Source organism: Luteimonas sp. TWI596, assembly GCF_039674105.1.
Lineage (GTDB): Bacteria > Pseudomonadota > Gammaproteobacteria > Xanthomonadales > Xanthomonadaceae > Luteimonas.
In genome coordinates, this window is record NZ_JBDJMU010000015.1 from 14288 (window position 1) to 32821 (window position 18534).

Annotated in this window: 16 protein-coding genes and 2 pseudogenes; 12 read left to right on the top strand and 6 right to left on the bottom strand. The window is 70.4% G+C overall.

Going from position 1 to position 18534, the window contains the following annotated elements:
• Positions 1-34 precede the first annotated feature (34 nt).
• Positions 35-1108, top strand: a complete 1074-nt coding sequence (locus ABE487_RS12300) for an endonuclease/exonuclease/phosphatase family protein (RefSeq protein WP_346451306.1) — start codon at positions 35-37, stop codon at positions 1106-1108.
• Between the two features lie 20 nt (positions 1109-1128).
• Here ABE487_RS12300 and ABE487_RS12305 read toward each other — a convergent pair whose 3' ends face one another.
• The 4 genes and pseudogenes from ABE487_RS12305 to ABE487_RS12320 all read right to left on the bottom strand — a co-directional run bounded on the left by ABE487_RS12305 (position 1129) and on the right by ABE487_RS12320 (position 4313).
• The gene (locus tag ABE487_RS12305; protein ID WP_346448173.1) at positions 1129-1500 is read right to left on the bottom strand and encodes a hypothetical protein; all 372 of its coding nucleotides are present in this window, start codon (positions 1498-1500) and stop codon (positions 1129-1131) included.
• An 82-nt stretch (positions 1501-1582) separates the two neighbouring features.
• Positions 1583-2137 (bottom strand): hypothetical protein, encoded by a 555-nt coding sequence (locus ABE487_RS12310; protein WP_346451304.1) that lies wholly within the window; start codon positions 2135-2137, stop codon positions 1583-1585.
• A gap of 386 nt (positions 2138-2523) precedes the next feature.
• Positions 2524-3027 (bottom strand): annotated as a pseudogene (locus ABE487_RS12315) (pyridoxamine 5'-phosphate oxidase family protein); the annotation flags it as partial.
• Between the two features lie 86 nt (positions 3028-3113).
• Positions 3114-4313: an MFS transporter gene (locus ABE487_RS12320; RefSeq protein ID WP_346448175.1), complete on the bottom strand. Its 1200-nt coding sequence runs from the start codon at positions 4311-4313 to the stop codon at positions 3114-3116.
• Between the two features lie 167 nt (positions 4314-4480).
• On the opposite strand from ABE487_RS12320, the gene ABE487_RS12325 reads away from it, so the two are divergent.
• The 4 genes and pseudogenes from ABE487_RS12325 to ABE487_RS12340 form a co-directional block, all read left to right on the top strand.
• A complete protein-coding gene (locus ABE487_RS12325; RefSeq protein WP_346448176.1) occupies positions 4481-5092 on the top strand; it encodes an NAD(P)H-dependent oxidoreductase in 612 nt (203 codons plus the stop codon).
• 49 nt (positions 5093-5141) lie between these two features.
• Positions 5142-5933, top strand: coding sequence for a DUF72 domain-containing protein (locus ABE487_RS12330; RefSeq protein ID WP_346451302.1), 792 nt, complete (start codon positions 5142-5144; stop codon positions 5931-5933).
• 99 nt (positions 5934-6032) lie between these two features.
• Complete coding sequence (locus ABE487_RS12335; protein ID WP_346451300.1) at positions 6033-8861, top strand: PAS domain-containing protein; 2829 nt, start codon at positions 6033-6035, stop codon at positions 8859-8861.
• A 64-nt stretch (positions 8862-8925) separates the two neighbouring features.
• Positions 8926-9138 (top strand): annotated as a pseudogene (locus ABE487_RS12340) (hypothetical protein); the annotation flags it as partial.
• Positions 9139-9188: 50 nt separating this feature from the next.
• Here ABE487_RS12340 and ABE487_RS12345 read toward each other — a convergent pair.
• On the bottom strand, positions 9189-9983 hold the full coding sequence (locus tag ABE487_RS12345; protein WP_346451299.1) for a class III extradiol ring-cleavage dioxygenase: 795 nt from the start codon (positions 9981-9983) through the stop codon (positions 9189-9191).
• 208 nt (positions 9984-10191) lie between these two features.
• On the opposite strand from ABE487_RS12345, the gene dinG reads away from it, so the two are divergent.
• The 7 genes from dinG (at position 10192) to ABE487_RS12380 (ending at position 17248) form a co-directional block, all read left to right on the top strand.
• A complete protein-coding gene (gene dinG / locus ABE487_RS12350; RefSeq protein WP_346451297.1) occupies positions 10192-12354 on the top strand; it encodes an ATP-dependent DNA helicase DinG in 2163 nt (720 codons plus the stop codon).
• A gap of 124 nt (positions 12355-12478) precedes the next feature.
• Positions 12479-13465, top strand: coding sequence for a YihY/virulence factor BrkB family protein (locus tag ABE487_RS12355; protein WP_346444788.1), 987 nt, complete (start codon positions 12479-12481; stop codon positions 13463-13465).
• 70 nt (positions 13466-13535) lie between these two features.
• A complete protein-coding gene (locus tag ABE487_RS12360) occupies positions 13536-13811 on the top strand; it encodes a type II toxin-antitoxin system Phd/YefM family antitoxin (protein ID WP_346444790.1) in 276 nt (91 codons plus the stop codon).
• A complete protein-coding gene (locus tag ABE487_RS12365) occupies positions 13804-14130 on the top strand; it encodes a type II toxin-antitoxin system RelE/ParE family toxin (protein WP_346444792.1) in 327 nt (108 codons plus the stop codon). The genes ABE487_RS12360 and ABE487_RS12365 overlap by 8 nt, the downstream gene beginning before the upstream one ends.
• A gap of 1 nt (position 14131) precedes the next feature.
• The gene (dnaG, locus tag ABE487_RS12370) at positions 14132-15859 is read left to right on the top strand and encodes a DNA primase (protein ID WP_346451295.1); all 1728 of its coding nucleotides are present in this window, start codon (positions 14132-14134) and stop codon (positions 15857-15859) included.
• Between the two features lie 10 nt (positions 15860-15869).
• A complete protein-coding gene (locus tag ABE487_RS12375) occupies positions 15870-16391 on the top strand; it encodes a hypothetical protein (protein ID WP_346451293.1) in 522 nt (173 codons plus the stop codon).
• A gap of 215 nt (positions 16392-16606) precedes the next feature.
• On the top strand, positions 16607-17248 hold the full coding sequence (locus ABE487_RS12380) for a hypothetical protein (protein ID WP_346444798.1): 642 nt from the start codon (positions 16607-16609) through the stop codon (positions 17246-17248).
• A gap of 24 nt (positions 17249-17272) precedes the next feature.
• On the opposite strand, the gene ABE487_RS12385 is transcribed toward ABE487_RS12380, so the two are convergent.
• Complete coding sequence (locus ABE487_RS12385; protein ID WP_346444839.1) at positions 17273-18520, bottom strand: MFS transporter; 1248 nt, start codon at positions 18518-18520, stop codon at positions 17273-17275.
• Between the last annotated feature and the right edge of the window lie 14 nt (positions 18521-18534).

Genomic DNA, 18534 nt, shown 5'->3' on the forward strand with positions numbered 1-18534 from the left:
CGGATAGTCCGGCCTCCCTCCCGCCGGCCCGTCCATGCTGACTCCCGTGTTCGCGACCGCCACGATGGTGCTGGCGATCGCCACCCTGATGCCCACCATCCGCAGCGGCGCGTGGTGGATCCGCGGTCTCGATTTCCCGCGTCTGCAACTGCTGGTGCTTTCGATCGCCGTGCTGGTGGCCCAGATGGTGTTGCAGCCGATCGACGATGCGTGGACCACCGCGATCGTGGTCGTCAATGCCGGCTGCGTGCTTTGGCAGGCCTGGTGGATCGTGCCCTACACCCGGTTGCGGCGGCCGGAGGTCAGTGATGCGCCCGCCGATGCGCGCCCGCGCATCCGTCTACTCGCCAGCAACGTGCTGATGCACAACCGCGACACCGCGCCGTTGGTGGCGCTGGTGCGCGAACACCGCCCCGACGTGTTGATTGCGGTGGAGACCGACCGGCACTGGGAGCGCGCGCTCAACGGCCTGGAGGACCTGCTGCCGCATGCGCTGCGCTGCCCGCTCGACAACCTGTACGGCATGCATCTGTACACGCGCCTGCCGCTGCACGATGCCAAGGTGCGCTATCTGGTCGAGGACGACATCCCGTCGATGCATGCCACGCTCGAGCTCGATAACGGCCAGCGGGTCGTGTTGCATGCCCTGCACCCGCGCCCGCAGAGCCCGACCGAAGCCGACAGTTCGCAGGACCGCGACGCCGAACTGGTGCTGGTCGGACGCGCAGCACGCGAAGCCGAACACCCGGTGATCGTCGCCGGCGACCTCAACGACGTGGCGTGGTCGCGGACCACGCGCCTGTTCCGCAAGGTCAGCGGTCTGCTCGACCCCCGTATCGGGCGCGGCATGTACAACACCTTCCACGCACGCCTGCCGGGCCTGCGCTGGCCGCTCGACCATCTGTTCCACAGCCGGCACTTCACCCTGGTGGGCATGCGCCGGTTGCCGGCGATCGGCTCGGACCATTTCCCGATCCTCGTCGAACTGGCTCTCGCGCCCGGCCGCAATCGACGCGACGCCGGCCTGTCACCGGATGCACAGGCGCGTACCGATGCGCAGGCCGCGGTCGACGGCGCCGATCCCAACGACACCGCAGCGCCACGCTGATCGCAGCGTAGGCGGCTGCGTCAGCGATCCAGCCGTGCGCGCAGGTCGCGCAGATCCTGGCGGGCGATGTCGCGCAGCGTGGCGTCACGCCAGGCCTGCGCCGCATCCGGGCCAGCCTGCGCGCTACGGCGCTCGTACTCGGGCTGCATCTGCTCGATCCGCAATGCGCGGATGCGCCGGTACTCGGCTTTCAGCGATGAGGCGCGCCGGATCGGCCACGACTCCCCGATCGGCTGCGCCCACGGTTGCGGCTCGATGGCCACCGTGGCGACCGCATCGGCCTGGACCGCTGCGGCACCATCGCCGGCCCAGGCCGGCGACCCACAGGCCAGCGCGAGCAACGCGGTGGGCACGGCCCAGCGCTGCGCACGTCCACCGACGATCTCGTCCATCGCACCCTCCACGCGCTGGCGATGATGCAGACGCTAGCACCGAATCGGGGACGGTGGTGTGCACAGGGTACGGGCCGCGTGTTCAGGCGCCGGGGCGCAGGTCCAGTCCCAGTGCATGGCCGAGGATGCGCACGCCATCGTCGTCGTCGCGCAGGGCCATCGCCCCGGCGAAGGTGTCGTCGCCGGTCTCCCAGGTCCACAGCGTATAGCCGGCCACTCGCAGTTGATCGTAGGCGGCACCAAGCAGTGCCGACGGCGGGACATCGACCAGTGCGTCGGCATCGGTGGGGTCTTCCAGGTCCCAATCGATCTCCACGCGGAACCGCGCGGCCAGTTCCACCAGCGCCTCGATCAGCGCGACACGGTCGTCCTCGGCAATCCGAAAGCTGGCCCGCCAGTCAGTGACCGCTCCGAGCGCCTCGCGCACTGCATCGGCGTCCGGGTCGGTCGGCAGCGCGTCCTGCCAGGCAAGGAATTGCTGGCGCGCCGCCTCCTCGTCGCCCGGATTGATCAGCAGCAGCCACTGCCAGGCGATCGCCTCGAGGTCGGCCTCCGGATCGTCCTCGGCATCGGTGCGGCCATCGGCGAGGAACGCAAAATTGTCGTCGGGATCGAACTCGGTCTCGGGCAGGGACATGGGCGGACGGATCGGGGTTGGGGGCGTGCAGTGTGCCGCTGCTGCGGCCGCGCTGCAGCCCCCGCGCCGAAGCCGGTTCAGCGCATCGGACGCTTGGACGTGCCGGCCGTCTTCCTGGCCGTCTTCCTGGCCGGCGCCTTGGTCGCGGCCGTCCGGCCGGTCGTCCTGACGGCGGCCGTCTTCTTCGCACTCGTCTTGGCTGCGTTCGCCGTCCTGGCGGCCTGCTTGGTCGTGGCTCGCTGCGGCGCCGCCTTTTTCGCCGTGCTCGTGTGCGTCGCGGACTCGCTGGCGGCTGCCCGCTTCGTGGACGACGCCTTCGATGTCGTCCGGGCCTGATTGCCGCGCGCCTTGCGCGACGGCGGCGGGCGCGAGGTCTTGCGCTCGCCGCGCAGGTCGACGATGCGGTTCTCGCCCATCGCGTCCTTGCGCTTGGTCACCCGCGCGGTGGCGAACGCGATCGCCTTGCCGATCAGCGTGCCGGGCGCGTCCCAGTACTCGGCGGTGTGGGCTTCGACCTCGACCAGGGCGAGATTCGGATCGTCGATACCGCCCGGAAAATACGCCTTGAGCGCATCGTTCCAGAACGCCTCCACCTTGGCGCGATCGTCGCTGATCCGCGCCTGGCCCGAGACCGACACATAGGTGTTGCGGCGCTGCGAGGCATAGGCCAGGTTGACGTTGGGATTGCGCGCGATCTCGTCGATCTTCGGACTGTCGGCAGCGACGAAGAACCAGATCCGCTCGCCGTCGAACTGCGCCTTCTGCGTCGATAGCGGACGGCTGACCAGCGCACCGCTGCGGGCGACGGTGGTGAACATCGTGATGTCGATATCGTCGATCAGCGACGCGATCGTCTTCGCGTCCTCGTCGGCCTTGCTGGGCGATGCCATCGGGTACTCCGCATGTCGGGGGTCGGGTCGAGTGTCGACGTCGGCCAGCGCCGCGAACGTGAAGGCCGCACGCAGCGCGCGATCCGCTAGCCCGCGGTCGCCACCGGCTGCCGCCGCTCGTCGCGCCGCGCCCAGGCGTAGATCAGCAGACCGGCGGTCGCCGTCGCCGCGCCCACCCATCCGGTCGAGGTCCAGCCCAGGCCTGCACTGATCGCCAGTCCGCCCAACCATGGACCGAGCGCATTGGCGGTGTTGAACGCGGCGTGGTTGGACGCCGCCGCCAGTGTCTGCGCATCGCCGGCCACATCCATCAGCCGGGTCTGCAGGACCGGCGCCAGTGCCCCCATCGTGCCGAGCGCGACCACGGCCGGCAGGATCGACCACGTCGCCTGCGCCGCCAGCGGAAACAGCAGCAGCACCAACAGCGACCAGCCCAGGATCACCGCCGCGGCGCGGAACTGCAGCCGGTCGAACAGCCAGCCGCCGGCCACGTTGCCGATGATCGCCCCGACGCCGAACGCCGCCAGCGCCACCGGAATCCAGGTCTCGGCGACGCCGGTCACCTCGATCAGCGTCGGCGCCAGGTAGCTGAAGACGCAGAACATGCCCGCAAAACCGATCGCGCCGATCGCCAGCGCCAGCCAGACCTGGGAGCGGTTGAACGCGCGCAACTCGCGCATCGGCGATTGCCCGGGTGCCACGGGATCGGGCGCGAGGAAACGCGCCACCAAAACGACAGTGAGCAGCGCGATCGCCGCCACCAGCGCGAACGTCCAGCGCCAGCTCGACAACTGCCCGAGCCAGGTCGCCAGCGGATTGCCGACCAGGATCGCGATCGACAGTCCCAGCAGCACGCGGCTGACCGCCGTGCCGCGCTGGTCGGGCCGGCTGATCGACGCGGCAACCAGCACTGCGGTGCCGAAGTAGGCGCCGTGCGGCAGGCCGGCGACGAACCGTGCCACCAGCATGGCCAGGTAGTTGGGCGCCAGCGCAGTGGCCAGGTTGCCCACGGCATAGAAGCCCATCAGCGCCAGCAGCAACGTGCGCCGCGGCAGGCGCGCGCCGAGGATCGCCAGCAGGGGCGCGCCGACGACCACGCCGAGCGCATAGCTGCTGATCAGGTGGCCGACCTCCGGTTCGCTGACGCCGAATGCGCGCACCAGATTGGGCATCAGCCCCATCATCGCGAATTCGCTGGTGCCGATCGCGAACCCGCCCAGGGCGAGCGCGAACAGGATCGGCGTGGCGGCGTGGCTGGGCAGCGGCGCGGGCGAGGCGCTGGCCATCGCAGGTCTCCGGCAAGGACGACCGGGCATTATGTTGCATCGCAGCATGAACCGAAGCCTGGCATCGGGCGACGGTGCATGCGCGTTCATGCAGGTCGACACCGACGACGCCGCCTGTACGGCCGGACGTCGAGAGTGGCGCGACCGCCCGCTCTGCGAGTCGCCCCATGACGCTATCCGCCTTCGGCCTCAACTGCACGCTCAAGTCAGGCGACGCCCCCTCCTCGACGCAAAGAATGCTCGACGCTGTCTTGGCCGCGCTCGCGCGGCACGACGTGCGCACCGACAGCGCGCGCGTGGCCGACTTCGATGTGCGCCCCGGCGTGACCGCCGACGAGGGCGCAGGCGACCAGTGGCCGCAACTGCGCCGCCGCATCATGGACGCGCAGATCCTGGTCCTGGCCACGCCGATCTGGATGGGGCATCCCTCGAGCCTGGCCCAGCGCGTGCTCGAACGGCTGGACGCAGTGCTCGGCGAGATCGACGACGACGGCGTCTATCCGACGTTCGGCAAGGTCGCCATCGCCGCCGTCGTCGGCAACGAGGATGGCGCCCACTTTGTCCATTCCCAGCTCTATCAGGGCCTGGCCGACGTGGGCTTCACGCTGCCCGGCGGCGCGCCGCCGTACTGGGTCGGCGAGGCGATGGGCAGCACCGACTTCAAGGATCTCGATCCGATTCCCGACAAGGTCGACGAAACCATCCGCACGGTTGCCAGCAACGCCGCGCACCTGGCGCGCCTGCTGGCAGAGCGTCCCTATCCCAAGCCCAAGCGCTGACGCGGTCGCCGCGCGTAGCGTCCGGTCAGGCGCCTGCGAGGACATCGGCATGGCCCAGGTCTGCGTCCATCCGCCCCGGGCCGCACCGCGGATCGGCTGCGCCGGCTGGTCGATCGCCTCGCGCGATGCCGCACTGTTCGACGACGGCGCCAGCATGCTGGCGCGCTACGCCACGCGCTTCGACCTGGTCGAGATCAATTCCTCGTTCTATCGACCGCACCGACGGGCGACCTACGAACGCTGGGCGGCGAGCGTTCCGGCAGGGTTTCGCTTCAGCGCGAAGTTGCCGCGCACGATCACCCACGCGCACCGGCTGCGCGGCTGCGGCCCGCTGCTCGACGCTTTCCTCGAAGCGGCGACCGGGTTGGGCGAGCGGCTCGGCTGCCTGCTGGTGCAACTGCCCCCCAACCTGGCGTTCGATGCGCGCAGCGCCACGACGTTCCTGGCGATGCTGCGTCGGCGGTGGGCAGGCGGGCTGGCCTGCGAGGTCCGGCATGCCAGTTGGCTGACGCCGCGGGCCGAAGCGCTGCTGCAACGCCACCGCGTGGCGCGCGTGGCCGCCGACCCGGCACGGCATGGCGCCGATGCCCGGCCCGGCGGCGACCCGGCCCTGGCCTACTGGCGCTGGCACGGCGCGCCGCAGATCTACCGCAGCGCCTACGACGCCGCGGCCATCGATGTACTGGCCGCGGCCATCGGCGAGCGCCCGGCGAGCCGCCACTGGGTCGTGTTCGACAACACCGCCGCCGGTCATGCCACCGGCAATGCGGTCGCGCTGCAGGACCGCCTGCTGGCGGGACCGGTCGCCGGTGACGCGCCTTCGGCGCGCCGACGCAGGTGACGACACCGGCCCGGGGACTGCGCCGTGTCGCGGTCGTCATCCCCTCACGACCGGTGCCTGTGGCAGGATGCGGCCCGTCCCGAGTTGCGCGCCCCGCTGTTGAACCCGCCTGCCGCCTGTGCTGCCACCGTCGATTTCCTGCCCTCGCATGGCGAGATGGCGGGACGCATCGCTGCGTTCGACTGGTCGACGACGCCGCTGGGACCGCTGGAGCACTGGCCGCAGTCGCTGCGCACGACAGTGGCGCTGATGCTCGACTCCCGGTTCGCGATGTGTCTGACCTGGGGCCCGGAGCTGACGTTCCTCTACAACGACGCATATGCCCCGATGCTCGGCGCCAAGGAGGCCGACGCGTTAGGCCGGCCGATCGCGCGGATCTGGCCGGACGTCTGGGACGACATCCTGCCGCTGATCGAGCAGGCGCTGGGCGGCACGGCCACCTCGCACGAGGACATGCCGCTGACGATGCTGCGCCACGGTTATCCCGAGGAAACGTATTGGACGTTCTCCTACACCCCGGTGCGCGACGAGCAGGGACGGATCCCGGGCTTTCTCAACATCACCACCGAAACCACGCACAAGGTCCTCGCCCAGCGGCAACTCGCCGCCGAGGCCGAACGCCTGGGCCGGCTGTTCGACCAGGCACCGAGCTTCATGGCGCTGCTGCGCGGTCCCGAACATCGCTTCGAGCTGGCCAACCCCGGCTACCGGCGACTGGTCGGCGACCGTGAACTGATCGGCCGCACCGTCGCCGAGGCGCTGCCCGACGCCGTCGAGCAGGGATTCAAGGCGCTGCTCGACGATGTCTACACGACCGGCCGCACGTTCTCGGCCAGCGGCGCCCGCTTCGTCGTGCAAGCCACCCTGGGCGGACCATCGGTCGAGCGCTATCTCGATTTCGTCTATCAGCCGATCACCGACGAGCGCGGCGTGATCGGGATCTTCGTGCAGGGCGTGGACGTGACCGCGCGCGCGCTCGCCGACGACGCCCTGCGCGAACGCGAGGCCGAGCTGCGCACACTCAACAGCGACCTGGAACGCCAGGTCGTCGCCCGCGCACGCGAGCGCTCGCTGACCTGGCAGGTCACGCCCGACCTGCTGGCGGTCATCGATGCCGACGGCTGCATGGAAACGACCAATCCAGCGTGGGAACAGGTGCTGGGGTGGCGCGCCGAGGAGTTGGCCGGCCGGCCGTGGTGGGCGTTCGTCGACGCGGACGACCACGACGTCACCCGCAGCGTGCTCGACACCCTGCGCGCCGGCAAGCCGGTCCTGCGCTTCGAGAACCGGTGGCGGACGCGCGGCGGCGGCCTACGTACGTTGTCATGGGTGGCCACGCCCGAGGGCGGGCGCGCCTATTGCAGCGCCCGCGACGTCACCGACATCAAGGCCGCCGCCGACGCGCTGACACGCTCGCAGGCGCAGCTGCGTACCCTGTTCGAGACGAGCTACCAGCTGCAAGCGATGTGCACGCCCGACGGCACGCTGACCGACGCCAACCGCACCGTGCTCGACGCGATCGGCGCGCACTTCGACGACATTGTCGGCCGGCCGCTGTGGGAAACGCCCTGGTTCTGCAACACGCCGGGCGTGCCCGAGCGCGTACGCGACCTGTTCAACGAGGCGACCGCCGGCGGCACCGCGCGCGCCGAGATCGAAGTCGAACTGGCGTCGGGACGGCGGACCCATGATCTGTCGATCCGGCCGATTCGCGACGCCAACGGGCGGATCATCTCGGTCGTCCCCGAAGCGATCGACACCACCGAGCGGCGGCGAGTCGAGGAGGCGTTGCGCCAGTCGCAGAAGCTCGAGGCGATGGGCCAGCTCACCGGCGGCGTCGCGCACGACTTCAACAACCTGCTCACGCCGATCTTCAGCGCGCTCGAACTCGCCGCAGACCCCGATGCGCGTCCGGAGCGCCGCGAGCGCATGGTCGCCGTCGCCCAGCGCTCGGCCGAACGCGCCGCGACGCTGGTGCAGCGCCTGCTCGCGTTCGCGCGGCGGCAACCGCTGCAGCCGATCGACGTCGAGGTCGGCCCGCTGGTCGCGGGCATGGCCGAACTGATCGGCAGCTCCAGCAGCCCGCGCATCCGGCTGACGCTCGACATCGCAGACGACCTGCCCCCCGCAATCGCCGACCCCAACCAGCTCGAGATGGCGCTGCTCAACCTGAGCGTCAATGCCTGCGATGCGATGCCCGACGGCGGCGTGTTGACGCTGGGCGCGCGCAATGCGCAGATCGATCACGAGACACATGCCGAAGGGCTGGCCCCGGGCGACTATGTCGTCGTCTCGGTGGCCGACACCGGCCACGGGATGGACGAGGCGACGCGCGCACGCGCGATCGAGCCGTTCTTCTCGACCAAGGGCATCGGCCGCGGAACCGGCCTGGGCCTGTCGATGGCGCACGGCCTGGCCTCCCAGCTCGGCGGCCAGCTGGCGATCGCCAGCGCCCCCCAGCAGGGCACGACCATGGAACTCTGGCTACCGGTGGGCACCCGCCGCGCGGCCGCGAACGCAGACAGCAACGAGGACGATGACGTGGATACGACAGACGAACACCGCGGGACCGCGCTCGTGGTCGATGACGAGGACGCCGTGCGCATGTGCACCGCCGATGCGCTCGACGACATGGGATACCGCGTGATCGAGGCCGGCTCGGCCGAGGAGGCGCTGGCCGCGCTCGAGAGCGGCCTGGCGCCGGACGTACTGGTCACCGACCACCTGATGCCCGGCATGACCGGCGCCGAGCTGGCTCGGACCGTGCGCGACCGGCTGCCGGGAACGGCGGTGGTCATCGTCTCGGGGTACACCAGCATGGCCGAGTTCGACGCGGGCCTGACGATCCTGGGCAAGCCGTTCCGCCAGCAGGAACTCATCGCCAGCGTCGAGGCCGCGACCGCCGCGCTGCAGTCGGCGGTGGCCTGAGCCACAACCGCCGGCGCGCATCCGACGCCCGGCGCATTGCGGCCGCACGATGACAGGGCCGGCCCTGCAACGGTACGCGAACCGCCACGGTGACAGCGGCGTCACCGCCTACGCGATCGACGACGACGCGATCGCGGTCGAGTTCGGGCACGGCCCGGTCTACGTGTACAGGCGCCGGGACATCGGCGCGCGGCACTTCGCGGCGCTGTGCGCGGCAGCGCACGCCGGCCGTGGGTTGTCGACCTGGATCAGCCGGCACGTGCAGTCGCACTACGCGGCGCACTTCGACGACCGCGCTGCCTGGCGCGCCTGGCGGTGGGCCGCGCCTCAGGCCCCGCTGGCGCCATCGAAGCGGTAGAGGTCCATCGCCAGGAACCCCATGTCGATGCCAGCCTCGATGCGCTGTGCGCCGAGCCGGTCGCCGCCGGCCGCGCCCATCGCCACGAGCAGCGGCAGCAGATGCTCGTCGGTCGGATGCGCCTGGGCCGCGAACGGCGCCTGCCGACAATAATCGAGCAACGCCGGCAGATCGTCGGCGCGCAGCCGCGCTTCGATCCAGTCGGTGAACGGCCGCACATACGGCGCCTCGCTGCCGTCACTGCCGCGCCAATCGTGCAGGTTGTGGGTGATGCTGCCCGAGCCGACCACCAGCACGCCCTGCGCGCGCAACGGCGCCAGCGCGCGACCGAGCGCGAGGGCATGCGCCGGCCCGAGTGCGGGCTGGATCGACAGCGGCACCACCGGGATGTCGGCCTCGGGATGGAGCAAGCGCAGCGGCACCCAGACGCCATGATCGAGACCGCGCTGTGGATCGACCTGGGCAGGTAGCCCGGCCCCCGCCAGGCGCGCGGCGATGTCCTTCGCGAGCGCCGGGGCGCCCGGCGCCGGATAGCGCAGGGCATAGAGCGCCTCCGGAAAGCCGCCGAAGTCGTGGACGGTCTCCGGCTGCGCGGCGCCGCCGACCAGCGGCCGCACCGCCAGCCAGTGCGCCGACGCCACGACGATCGCGCGTGGTCGCGGCAGGTCGCGCGCCAGTTCGGCCAGCCGCACGCCGACACGACCGGGCGAGAGCGCGGTCATCGGCGAGCCGTGGGAGACGTACAGTGCGGGCAGCGGGGACATGGGATGCACCTGGGAGCGGGATCACGCCTCACGATGGGCGCGGCCCCCGATGCACGGAAGCGGCACCGCCACGATGCATCGTCGCAGCCATGCAACGCTCGCCGTCAAGCCGCCCGCTCGGCGACGATCCCCTCAGGCAGGCTAGACGCCCTCGTTCATGTCCGGCGGCCCGCTCAATCGGTGCGACCGGCCGTGGGACAATGCGCGCATGGGCGAACCCGAACTCCAGCCGCCGGCCCGGCCCGCGGCCGATGCGCCGCCGCGCGTCCTCACCGAGGCATTGAAGGCCGACATCCGTGCCGCGTACGCGAAGCTCCAGGCCAACACGCCCGGCTTCAGTACGCGTCGCTCGCAGAGCGCGATGATCGGGCTGGTCTCGCGCGCGCTCGCGACTTCGGGCGGCATCGGCGTGGCCGAGGCACCGACTGGCGTCGGCAAGTCGCTCGCCTACCTGACGGCCGGCGTGCCGATCGCGCTGGCGACGAAGAAGAAGCTCGTCGTGAGCACCGGCACGGTCGCGTTGCAGTCGCAGTTGGTCGAGCGCGACATTCCTGCGTTCCTCGCCGCCACCGGGCTGGAGGCGAAGGTCGCGCTGGCCAAGGGCCGCACCCGCTATCTGTGCACCCGCAACGCCGCCGAATTGCATGTCGAGCACAGCCAGGGCACGTTGCTGCCGGGCGACGCCGGGCCGGACGAGGGCGGCGACTTCGAGCGCCAGCTCTTTGATCGCCCGCTGGCGCCGCACGAGGTCGATGCCGCGCACCGCCTGCTCGAAGCGCATGCCGACCGGTTGTGGGACGGCGATCTCGATGCCGCGCCCGAGCCGGTGTCGCCGGCGCTGCGCTCGCGTATCACCACGCCGGCGTCGGGCTGTGCAGGCCGGCGCTGCAGCTTCGCCCAGCAATGCCCGGTGCTGCGTGCGCGCACCACCGTGCGCGAGGCGCAGATCGTGGTCACCAACCACGCGCTGCTGCTGTCGTCGCTGGCGATGGGCGATGTCGAGAACGGCCAGCCGCTGCTGGCACCGCCCGGCGAGATGCTGCTGGTGCTCGACGAGGGCCATCACGTGGCCAACGTCGCGATCGACCAGGGCGCCGCGCGCCTGCCGCTGGCCGACATGGCCAAGCGCACCGGCCGCATGCAGATCCTGATCGCGGGCAGTTACCGCCTGGTCGACAAGGAGCGCATCGGCACACTGCTGCCCAACGAGGCGATCGACCTGGCGGTGCGGGTGTCGAAGGCGCTCAAGGCGTTCCAACTGGACGTGGACCGGGTCTGGCAACCCGAGCCGGGCGAGCGTGAACCGATGTGGCGCGCGCCGCTGGGGCGGCTGCCGGCCGACTGGGCACCGGCGATCGAGACGCTGGCCGAGGACACCCGCGCACTGCTCAACTGGGTGCACGCCGCGCAGCAGGCGGTCGCGCGCGCCAAGCAGGACGACCCGGCGCGCGAGAAGCTGCAACGCAGCCTGGGCATGGCACTGGAGATGGTCGAGCAGCAGCACGATCTGTGGGCCGGCTGGCGCCGCGAAGACCGCGATGGCGCACCGCCGATGGCGCGCTGGGTCACCGCGACGCGCGAAGGCGACCTCGCGCTGCACTGCTCGCCGGTGTCGGCCGCGCATGTGCTGCGCACGCTGTTGTGGAAGGAGGTCGATTCGGTGGTCATGACCTCGGCCACGCTGACCGGCGGCGGCGATTTCCAGTCGTTCGCGATCGACACCGGCCTGCCCGAGCACGCCGAAACCGCGTCGCTGCCCTCCCCGTTCGACCTGCCGCGCCAGGCGCAACTGGTGGTGCCGCCGTTCCCGGTGCCGCCCGACGACCGCGAAGGGCATCCCAAGGCGGTCGCCGACTGGCTGGCGCGCGAACTGGACTGGAAGAAAGGCAGCATGGTGCTGTTCACCTCGCGCTGGAAGATGGAGAAGGTCGCCGAACTGATGCCCGCTTCGCGCCGCGGCGCGATCCAGCTCCAGAGCGCGGGCAACAAGTCGCAGGTCGTCGCCGCGCACCTGGAGCGCGTCGCCGCCGGCAAGGGCTCGGTGCTGTTCGGACTCAACTCGTTCGGCGAGGGCCTCGACCTGCCCGGCGAGGCCTGCACGACGGTCGTCATCACCCAGGTCCCGTTCGCAGTGCCGACCGACCCGCAGACCGCGACGCTCGGCGAATGGCTCGAGGCCCGTGGCCTGAATCCGTTCAACCTGATCGCAGTGCCGCACGCTCTGCGCACGTTGACCCAGTTCGCCGGCCGGCTGATCCGCACGTCCAGCGACACCGGCCGCGTGGTGATCCTCGATTCGCGATTGCTGACCCGTCGCTACGGCAAGCGCATCCTCGATGCGCTGCCGCCGTTCGAACGCGTGATCGGCTGAGCGGCGGCGCGCATGCGGCGTGTTCATCACGCGCCCATACCGCCGCGCGCTTAGAGTGACGGCCACGCCGGAAACGGACAGCTCCGCGCAGATCGCACGCCCGGCCCCGATCACGACCGACCGCATGAACGTACCCAGCCCCCCGCCGTCCTCGCCCGAAACCGCCGATACCGCCCCCGTGCCGCATACGCGCTGGTCGCGCGCGCGCCGGCGCCTGGACAGGACGGTCGAACGCGTCGAGGACAGCGTGCCGGCGACGCTGGTCAAGCGCTTCGTCGACGCGGACCTGCTGACCCAGGCCGCGTCGCTGTCGTTCTACACGCTGATTTCGCTGGCGCCGCTGCTGGTGCTGGTGCTGTGGATCACTGCGTCACTGTATCCCCCGGCGCAGGACGCCCTGCTCGAGCAGATCGGCGAGCTCGCCGGCGAAGGCGCGCGAACGGTGGCGGGCACGGTCATCCAGAACGCCAACGAACAGCCCGATGTCGGCTCGCTCGCGGGCCTGTGGAGCACGCTGCTGCTGTTCGTCGGCGCGACGGTGGTGTTCGCGCAGTTGCAGGGCACGCTGAACCTGATCTTCAAGACCGACAGCGGCCACATTCCCGGCGGGTTGAAGGCGTTCCTGCGCAAGCGCGTGTTCTCGGCGGGCGTGGTGTTCGCACTCGGCTTCCTGGTGCTGGCCTCGACCCTGCTGACCACCGCGGTCGAGGTGATCTTCGCCAACGTGCCGACGGTGCTGCCCTTGATCGGCAACACGCTGATGCTGGTGCTCTACTCGCTGGCGTTCGCATTGCTCTACCACTACCTGCCCGATCGACGCGTGCGCTGGCGCCAGGCGCTGTTTGGTGGCCTCATCACCTCGGTTCTGTTCGTGTTCGGGCGCTGGGCGATCGGGCTGTACATCACCCACGCCGCGCCGGGCAGCGCCTATGGCTCGTTCGGCACCCTGGTGATCCTGCTGATCTGGATGTACTACGCGGCGACGATCTTCTTCGTCGGCGCGCTGATCACCGCGGTCGTCGACGAGCGCCTGCGCCGGGCATCGGTCGACCGCGCGCTGCGCAAACGCGCCGAGCGGCAGGCCGCCGGAACGAACGCAAGCGCGGGCTGACAGCCGCACGCGCAGCGAGACGCGATCGGACTATACTTGGACCAAATTCAGTCCTTGCAGGGCGATCGCCATGACCGAATCCGTCATCAGCCTGAGCGACTTCAAGTCCGAGGCCAGCCAGTGGCTCAAACAGCTGCAAGAAGACCGGCAGGCCGTGATCCTGACGCAGAACGGGCGCGGCGCCGCCGTGGTGCAGAGCTACGAGAGCTACCAGCGCCAGCAGCAGAGCCTGTTGATGATGAAGCTGGTCGCCCAGGGCGAGGCCGACATCCGCACAGGTCGCACCCAGCCGCAAGACGAGGTCTTCGCCGAGCTGCGCGCCCGGCTGGACGCCGGGCATGGCTGAACGTGCGGTCCACTGGACGCAGACCGCCCAACAGGATCTGTCCGCCATCGTCGACTATATCGCCGCCGAAAATCCGCATGCGGCGCTGGCGATGCTGGACACGCTGCAGCAGCGTGCCGCGACCCTGGAACGCCACAGCGAGCGGGGGCGCATCGTGCCTGAGCTCGGCGACGCCGGTCTCTCGCAGTACCGGGAACTGGTCGTCAAGCCGTGGCGGATCCTCTATCTGCCGGGCACTGACACGGTGCATATCGTCGCGGTCCTGGACAGCCGCCGCGACCTGCAGACGCTGCTGCTCGAACGCTTGATGCGCTCCTGACATGGCCCGTATCCCCGACGCCTTCATCGACGACCTGCTCGCCCGGACGGACATCGTCGAGGTGATCAATGCGCGCGTGCCGCTCAAGCGGCAGGGCAAGGAGTACGCGGCGCGCTGCCCGTTCCACGACGAACGCTCGGCCAGCTTCACCGTCTCGCCGACTAAGCAGTTCTACCACTGCTTCGGCTGCGGGGCGCATGGCACTGCGATCTCGTTCCTGATGAACTACGACCGTCTCGAGTTCCTCGATGCGGTGGACGAACTGGCCAAGCGCGCCGGCATGGAGATCCCGCGCGAGACGACGCAACGCGAGGCGCGGCCCGACAGCGCGCCGATGTACGAGGCGCTCGAGGCCGCGACCCGGTTCTTCCGGCGGCAGTTGGCCGGCAGCGACAAGGTGCGCGCCTACCTCGACCGTCGCGGCGTCGACGAGGCGATACGCGAGCAGTTCGCGATCGGCTACGCGCCGGAGGGGTTCTCGGCGCTCAAGGATGCGCTGGGCAAGGACGACACGCGCCGCATCTCGGTGCTGGAGAAGGTCGGCCTGCTGTCGAAGAACGAACGCGGGCACAGCTACGACAAATTCCGCGACCGGGTGATCTTTCCGATCCATGATCGCCGCGGACGGCCGATCGCGTTCGGCGGCCGGGTGCTGGCGGCCGAGGATTCGCCCAAATACCTCAACTCGCCCGAGACGCCGCTGTTCCACAAGGGCCGCGAGCTCTACGGCCTGTGGCAGGTGCGCCAGGCCAACCAGAAGATCGAGCGGCTGGTGGTCGTGGAGGGCTACATGGACGTGGTCGCGCTGTTCCAGCACGGCCTGCCGCAGGCGGTCGCCACCTTGGGCACGGCGACCACGCCCGACCACGCCGAGCTGCTGTTCCGCAACGCGGCCGATGTGTACTTCTGCTTCGACGGCGACGCCGCCGGTCGGCGCGCAGCGACGCGCGCGATGGAATCGGTGCTGCCGCGCATGCGCGACGGCCGCCAGGCGTTCTTCCTGTTCCTGCCCGACGGCGAGGACCCGGACACCATCGTGCGCCAGGAGGGCGTGCAGGGCTTCGAGGCACGACTGGCGCAGGCCACACCGTTGTCGACGTTCTTCTTCGACACCATCGGCGATGGCATCGCGCTGTCGACGCTCGACGGCAAGGCCCGACTGGCCGAGCGCGCCAAACCGATGCTGGCGCAGATTCCCGACGGCGCCTTCGCCGATCTGATGCGTCAGCGATTGACCGAGCTCACCGGACTGGGCCGGCCTGCGGCGTCGGCGCCCGCGCTGCCCGCGCGCATGCCGCGCGGTGGACGCGCGGTGCCGGCGCCACGGCGCAGTCTGGTGCGCCACGCGATCGCGCTGCTGTTGCAGAAGCCCGCGATGGCCGCGACGCTGCCACCGCCGTATCCGTTCGTCGCGCTGCAGCAGCCAGGCATCGACCTGCTGACCGAGTTGATCGCGGTCGCCAGCGTGCGCCCCGACATCAGCACCGGCTCGCTGCTTGCCCACTTCGACGGCCGCGACGAGGCGACGGCGCTGCAGAAACTTGCCAGTCAGTCGCTGCCGGGCGACGAGGCGACCTGGGAAATCGAGTTGCGCGACGTCGTTGCCCAGCTCGACCGGCAGGTGTTGCAGCAGCGCATCGACGACCTCTTGGCCCGCCAGCGCGAGGGCGCGCTCGACGCCGCCGGCAAACAGACCCTGCGCGAACTGCTGAGCCAGCGTGCGGGATGATCCATCCGACATGGCACGCGCGTCCGAGCACGGCATGATCGAGGACCTGCAGGTGGTGCTGCACAACGGGCGGCGCCGCTCGCCGCAGCGCCCCCTGTCCGACGTGCCGCTGATGGCGCAGGCGACATCGTCCGAGTACGCCGTCGTCGCGTTCGAGTGGTATGCGCAGGGCCACCGCCACACGCGCGCCTGTGATGCGCAGACACAGGCGATGATCCGCGCACCGGATGGGGCGTCGCTGGTGGTGTTGCAGGATTACCGTGCCCACGGACCCGATAACGTCCTCGTGCTGTCGCCATGCGGCACGCCGTTGCGCAGGATCGAGACCCCCTATCCGCAGCTGCCCGACGCTCACCCGCAGGCCGATTTTTGGTTCCTGGACATCCGCTGCGACGGCGGACACGTCGTCCTGCAGGTGTTCGCGATCTGGATGCATCCGATTCATCGCAGGCCGGCCATGCCGAGCTACGACACGATCTACGATCCTGCAACCTGGACGTGCCTGTCGCTGCAATGGCGGCCGATGCTGTAGACCCGGCAAGGAACGCGCGGCCGTCCGGCGATGCCAACGCATTATCGACGCGCCCTTAACTCCGGCGCTGGTCTCATCCGCCGCGGGGGATCACCGGCAACGCCATCGCGGGCGCAACGCGCCTGTCGTCGGCCCTGCCTTGCCACAACGACGGCCGAAGTCCGCACAGACGGGCCCGGCCAGGTCCCCGCTGTCTCCTCCACAGGATGTCTGCCATGCGTTTCACGAGCCGCCCCCGCCTGCGCCACGGCGCAACCGCCCTACTTCTTGCCAGCCTGCTGGCCGCCGGCTGCGCGAAGATCGACACACCGCCGGCGCTGGTCAAGCCGTTGCACATCGACCTGTCGGCGCCCGTCGCCGAGCAGGTGGACCTGGCCTGGCCGCAGCGCGACGGCGCGCTCGCCAGCGAGCACACGATCGCGCAGGCGCGCCAGGTCACGTTGCGGCTGCCCGACGGCCGGCTGTTGACGGTGCCGGCCGAACGGGTCGCGTTCCGCCAGCAGGACGGCATGCTCGCCAGCGTCAACATCGAGCCCAGCGGCGCCGGCGGCGAGCACACCGCGGCCCTGGACCAGGTGCGTGGCCTGCTCGAGGACAATCGCCTGCTCGACCCGACGCTCGCCCACGAACTCGACGGCTGGGCAGTCGCAGGCGGCGCGCCGCAGACCGCGCGCGTGGTGATCCGCGACGTGGACGTGCAGGTGGGCTTGCGTCCGGACCGCCGGATCGGCTGGCAGAGCACGCTCGATTTCGCGCCGCGCACCTGCCAGATGCCGGCCGGCCTCGACGGCGACCCCGACGCCTGCCTGCACACGCCCCCGGCGACCGAGCGTGCGCTCGCCGACGCGCAAGGCTGACACCGCGATACGGCGGCGCCAGACCTATGCGCTGGCGTCGCCCTGGGTACCGGCCGCGGCGTCCTCGCCGAGTCGCACACGCGGCTTGAGCCAGAAGAACAGCAGCAACGCCGGCGCCGCGACGACCGCAGTGATCACGAAGTAGACCGCGTAGCCTTCGGTGACTTCGACGATCCAGCCCGAGAAGAACCCCAGCAGCTTGCCGGGCAACATGATCAGCGACGAGAACAGCGCGTACTGCGTGGCGGTGTAGCGCTGGTTGACCAGCGCCGACATGTACGCCACCGCCACCGTGCCGAGGAAGCCCTGCGCCAGGTTCTCGCCGGAGATCACGATCGTGAGCCGGGTCAGGTCGCCGTCGGCGCCGATCAGTGCCAGATACAGCAGGTTGCTCGCCGCGCCCAGCACGATGGCCACGAACAGCGGCCACTGCACCCCCCAGCGCGCAACCGCCACGCCACCCAGAAACGCACCGGCGATGCCGATCCAGATGCCATACACCTTGGTGACCGCGGCAATCTCGGTCTTGCTGAAGCCCTGATCGAGATAGAACGGGCCGATGATGCCCCCGATCAGCGCCTGGTCGGAGATCTTCATCGCCAGGATGAACAACAGGATCGCCAGCGCGACCTTCCCGCCGAAGCGGCGGAAGAAATCCGCAAATGGCTCGACCACGCCTTCGCGCAGCCCCTGCGCCCAGTTCTGCGCGCGCACGCGCACCACGTCGGGCTCGCGCGCCAGCAGGCAGGCAACGATCGGCAGCAGCATGCAGGCGGCCATCGCCCGGTAGACCATCGGCCAGGCGACGTGGTCGGCCAACACCAGCGCCAGCGCGCCGGTGACGATCAGTGCGATGCGGTAGCCCAGCGAATAGGTCGCCACGAGCGCGCCCTGCGCGTTGGCCGGTGCGATCTCGACGCGATAGGCGTCGACTGCGATGTCGAGGGTGGCGCCGGAGAACGCGACCAGCAGCGTCAGCGCGACGAACAGCGCCAGCGGTCCGGTGCCGACGGCGGCCATGCCCAGCAACCCCGCCATCACCGCCGCCATCGCCAGCAGCAGCCAGCCGCGGCGCTGGCCCAGGCGCCCGAGCAGCGGCAGCCGCCAGCGGTCGACCAGCGGCGCCCACAGGAACTTGAACGAGTACGCCATGCCGGCGCTGGCGATCATCGTGATGTCGCGTAGCTCCATGCCGCCCTCGCGCAGCCAATAGGCGAGCGTGCCGGCGACGAGCAGGAACGGCAGGCCGGATGCGAAGCCGAACAGGAACATCGTCCACGCCGCGG